The organism is Xanthovirga aplysinae (assembly GCF_009711365.1).
Lineage (GTDB): Bacteria > Bacteroidota > Bacteroidia > Cytophagales > Cyclobacteriaceae > Xanthovirga > Xanthovirga aplysinae.
On record NZ_SMMB01000827.1, the window covers coordinates 1 to 4,403 of the forward strand.

Sequence of the window (4,403 nt, forward strand, 5' to 3'; positions counted from 1 at the left end):
GGTAAAGGAATCTTGATTATCTCCTGGGGTTATTTTCAAGTCTTTAAATTCACCAGAACCTGTAGAAAAAAAGTTTCCATTTATTTGTAGGCTTCTATCTATTTTGACATCCCCCTCAGAAAACTGATGTTCAGCAGCCTGATATTGTATGGGTTTCCACTCATCGCTTTCCCAGTTTCTGGCACGAAGCAAGCCATAGTCGTCGGTACTGAAGGCCATGTTCATACTGGTGCCGGAAGAAGGATTCAGTAAACCGGTGACATCAATGGATTGGGCAATTTCCAGGGCCTTACCTTTAATTTTCCCTTCACTAAATAGGTTATTTAACCAGATATCATTAGTAGTTGTAGCACCCTTATTGGTCAGTTGCTGGAGGGTATGCGGAATGACATCGAAATAAGTTTGGCCTGGAGCCTCTGGGCTCAGTTTGATGAAGTCTTTCCCAGTTGGTTCCTCATTTTGATATTCGGCATTATAGCGAATACGTTTGGGAGCCTGCCCGCCCGATTTTAAGCGGTAAAAATCTACGGCATGAGGGGCGGAGGCTACAAGGTATTTAGGAAAGTTTTGTAATCCTCTTTGTTCTTCTACTACCCGCAATTGGCCTTCGATGAATACCAATCCTTTACTAATTTTGTATCCTCCATTTTGTTCATCTTCCGTGATTTTACAACCACTCATGATGAAGGGGGCTAATTCTTCAAACTGTCCTTCAATGGCCTTGTAAATTTCATCTTGCATGACCTGAAAGTCGTTCAGGTGCAGCATACGGCCACCGGTGGTTAGGTTTAATTTTTCCATTATGTCTGTTGTTTATTTTAAATTTGTTGTCGTTTTATCGAACCCCATTAATGGGTGAAATAGAGAAATGTAGAAAGTAATCCCTTCCATTTTTAAAAAGGAGTTTTCGGATCTTGTGTCCGTTCGTTTCCATTGTTTCTAAAAAAGATGGTGCCCTGCAAAGTGCAGGGCATTTCTTAATTAGGGGTTTCCCTTCCTGTTTTTATAGCATTGGCATAGTAAGGGAATTTGGCTTTCGTAACGTGCCAATTTCCCTTCCAACTGTTGCATTTTTTCCTCTTGTTGTTGCTGTAGGGCCTTGAGTGCTTTTATGCCTTCAATGAGTAGAGGAGTGATTTTCTCATATTTGACGGCTTTGAAACCATCTTTTCGAGTAGTGACCACATTGTTTATAGGAAGTATTTCTTCTATTTCTTGGGCCAAAACCCCTATGTCTGTCCCTTCAAAAGTGTTTTGTGTATTTTTCCATTTAAAGGTATAACCACCGATATGTTCAATCTTTTCTAAAGCACTTGTAATAGGTTTAATGTCTGTTTTATGTTGTTTGTCGGAAGTAGAGAAAGCAATTATATCTTTTTGAGATATGATATTTCCTTCAAAATAAGAGCTCTGATCACTACCACTTCTTAAATGTGTTCCTTCCCCTAGTTTAAGGTATCCATAATCGTTACCGGAGATATGTAAGGCAATAACTGTTTCTTTTCCTGCAGCACCTATTCTCAATCCCTTATCATCTTGATTGCTTATTATTTCAAGGGGATTGATAGGGGAAGTAGTACCTATGCCGATGTTTCCACTGTTGCTAATTGTGAGTCTTTTTTGATTGGCGGTGACCAAATATAGGGAAGGAGAGTTAGCCCATTCAGCGTTAGACTCCAATACTAACCCGCCCATTTTGTGGGATTCTCCTGTTGTATTTTCACTGCTTAATTTCATGAGAAGACCTAACCTTCGTAACATTTTATCAGGCCCTATTCCATTGTGCCTAAGTGTGATACATTCTTCGTAATTGTCCACAGTGCTTCCTGTTCGGATTTCCATTTTTGGACTCACTCCTGCAAAAAGGGGAGTGTCACGATGAATAGAAATAGGGGAAGTAGCACTGATGCCTATGTCCCCACTTGGGCCTACTGTAAATAGATCTGATGTGTCATTTTGTATTTTTAAGACTGGAGAGTTAACTAGTTTATTACTTTCCTTAATTCCTCTTAAAATAATTCCTGGTTGATTTACCTGATCACTTGCGGGTTGCCCACTAATGATTAATCCATATGCATGATTCCAATCGGCAGTAGATACCCCACTAATGGTGGGGGAAAAAGCACTAAATTCGTCTCCCGTCCCGGTTCCTATTTGTAAATAACCGTCTCCTCTAGTTATTTTTACCCCCTTTTGATATTGATTACTCCCTGTAGGAAGAGCTATTTCTAATAAATCTTCAAAAAGTGCATCTCTAAATTTTGCAGATCCTGAGACCAGTAGATCCCCATCTTCAATTTTGACATTCCCATTTTTTATTTCTAATCTTTCAGTGGGAGAGTCTGTGCCTATCCCTAGTCTTACACCAGGTGAGTTAAAGTAAGAATGGGAAGAAGTCCCAATTCTAGTGGTTTCCAGTCCATCTTCTGTCCTCCTGAAAACCAAGGCTATATTATTTGCACCTTCTGATAAGAAATGGGCCCCATTTCCATTTCTTTCATTTTCAATAATGGATAATGCAGTACTGCCTTCACCACCTCCAACAATTCTTTTGTTGATGCGAACTAAGCCATTAATGGTAAAATCACTTTCAAAATTTCCAGTTCCAGATACCTCCAAGTTATTATCTACTTCCAAAGGTTTTTGAATGAGGATTTCATTCTTTGAAATTCTAAGAGGATATTCTCCTTCAACAAAAAATTTCATGTTTCCTGTTTGGGAGTTTATGGACAAGTCATTTGGATTATCAGCGGCTCTTCCTATATACCCTACAGAATTTCCGTCTTCTAAAAAGGAAATAAGAGAACTTTGGCCATTATTGGAGATTAGATTAATTTGATTTTCGAAGGTAGCTGTTCCAGAGGCTTTAATATTTCCACTTGCACCCACGGTAAGAAGGTCAGTCGCGTTATTCTGGATTTTAACAATCGGGGAATGAGATAAACTGATATCGTCTTTTTTTCCTCTTAATATAATGGCGGTTTGATTTACATCATCGCTTGCTGGTGTTCCATTGATACTTAGACCAGGAGCATTTTTCCAATCGGCTGTAGATACCCCGATGACAGAAGGGGTAAAAGCATTAGAATCTCCTGTGTTGCTGGCCATTAGTAGATACCCGTCCGCCCTTTTAAGCTGTATTCCCTGATGATATTGACTGCTTCCTGTGGGAAGGTCTATTTCAAGTAAATTGGTAGGGTTTGAAGTACCAATTCCCAACCTTCCTCTACCATTTACCATCAAATCCCCATTAAAAACTCCCCCTCCTGCAGTAAAAACATTAGTCGTTACAGCCCCTTTATCCGTTAATTGCTGTAAAGTATGGGGTATTACATCAAAATAAGTTTTTCCACCATTTTCATTGATCAGGAGATAATCGTCATTAAAGTCAGCGGGTAAGGTACCACTTACAAATTCTGCTTCGTACCGTATCCTCTTGGGTGCTTGGCCACCTGACCGCAGTTGATAAAAAGAACGAGCCTGTGGCGTGGCTTCTTTAAAGTAGCCTGTAAGTGATTCCAGACCACTGGCACCCGCAAACTCTAAGAGCTTCCCATTAATGTATAGGAGACCAGAAGCAATCTTATAACCATGATCGTCTTGGTCAACCTGGCAGCCTGACATAATAAAGGGCTCCAGGCCCAAGTATTGGTTTTCAATGGCTTTGTAAACTTCATCTTGTAAAATACGAAGGTCATCAAGGTGGAGCATGCGTCCACCACTGCTAAAATTTAATTTTTCCATTTTCTTTTGTCTGTTTTCCTTTGTTATCGGAGGATTTAAGCCGCATAAGCTTCTTTTTTGCGGTTAAAATCCCCCTCTAAAAATTTAAAAAATAGAGGTAGGAAATTCCCTTAGGCATAAAAGCCAAAGGGCGCAAGCCGTATGCCTGCGCCGATTTTCCCCTCCTTCCTATCTAATTGATTTTGGTTTTGAGTTGCTCTATTTCTTGTTGATGGTTTTGTTTTAATTCTTGCACCTCCTGCCGTAGGGCCTTAATGGCCTCAATGAGCAAAGGGGTGAGTTTCTCGTATTTAACGGCTTTATATCCATCCTCTCGGGTAGTGACCACATTGTCGAGGGGAAGTATTTTTTCTACTTCTTGAGCAATTACTCCTATATCTTCTCCCTGATGGATTTCTTGTGTGTCCTTCCATTCGAAGGTATACCCACCGATTTGCTCAATTTTTTCTAAAGCATTGGCAATAGGTTTAATGTCTGTTTTGTGGCGTTGGTCCGAGGTGGAAAAAGCAATGATGTCTCCTTTAGATACGATTTGTTTCTCGAATTCTCCTGCGCCCTGGAACTTAGCAGTTTTATCCCCTTCTACCGAGAAGGCTATATGATTGATTCCATTGGCTCCCTCTGGCCCAGCTACTACTACTAAACGTCCTCCTACTTCT

Annotated in this window: 3 protein-coding genes; all 3 read right to left on the bottom strand. The window is 40.3% G+C overall.

What is annotated here, in order from left to right; all coding sequences use genetic code 11:
* The coding region (locus E1171_RS06320; RefSeq protein ID WP_155205169.1) for a hypothetical protein at positions 1 to 801 on the bottom strand (801 nt) is incomplete at its 3' end.
* A gap of 180 nt (positions 802 to 981) precedes the next feature.
* Positions 982 to 3,744: a tail fiber domain-containing protein gene (locus E1171_RS06325; protein ID WP_155205170.1), complete on the bottom strand. Its 2,763-nt coding sequence runs from the start codon at positions 3,742 to 3,744 to the stop codon at positions 982 to 984.
* Positions 3,745 to 3,916: 172 nt separating this feature from the next.
* Positions 3,917 to 4,403, bottom strand: a 487-nt coding sequence (locus E1171_RS06330) for a tail fiber domain-containing protein (RefSeq protein ID WP_187696299.1), incomplete at its 5' end; no start/stop codon positions are given.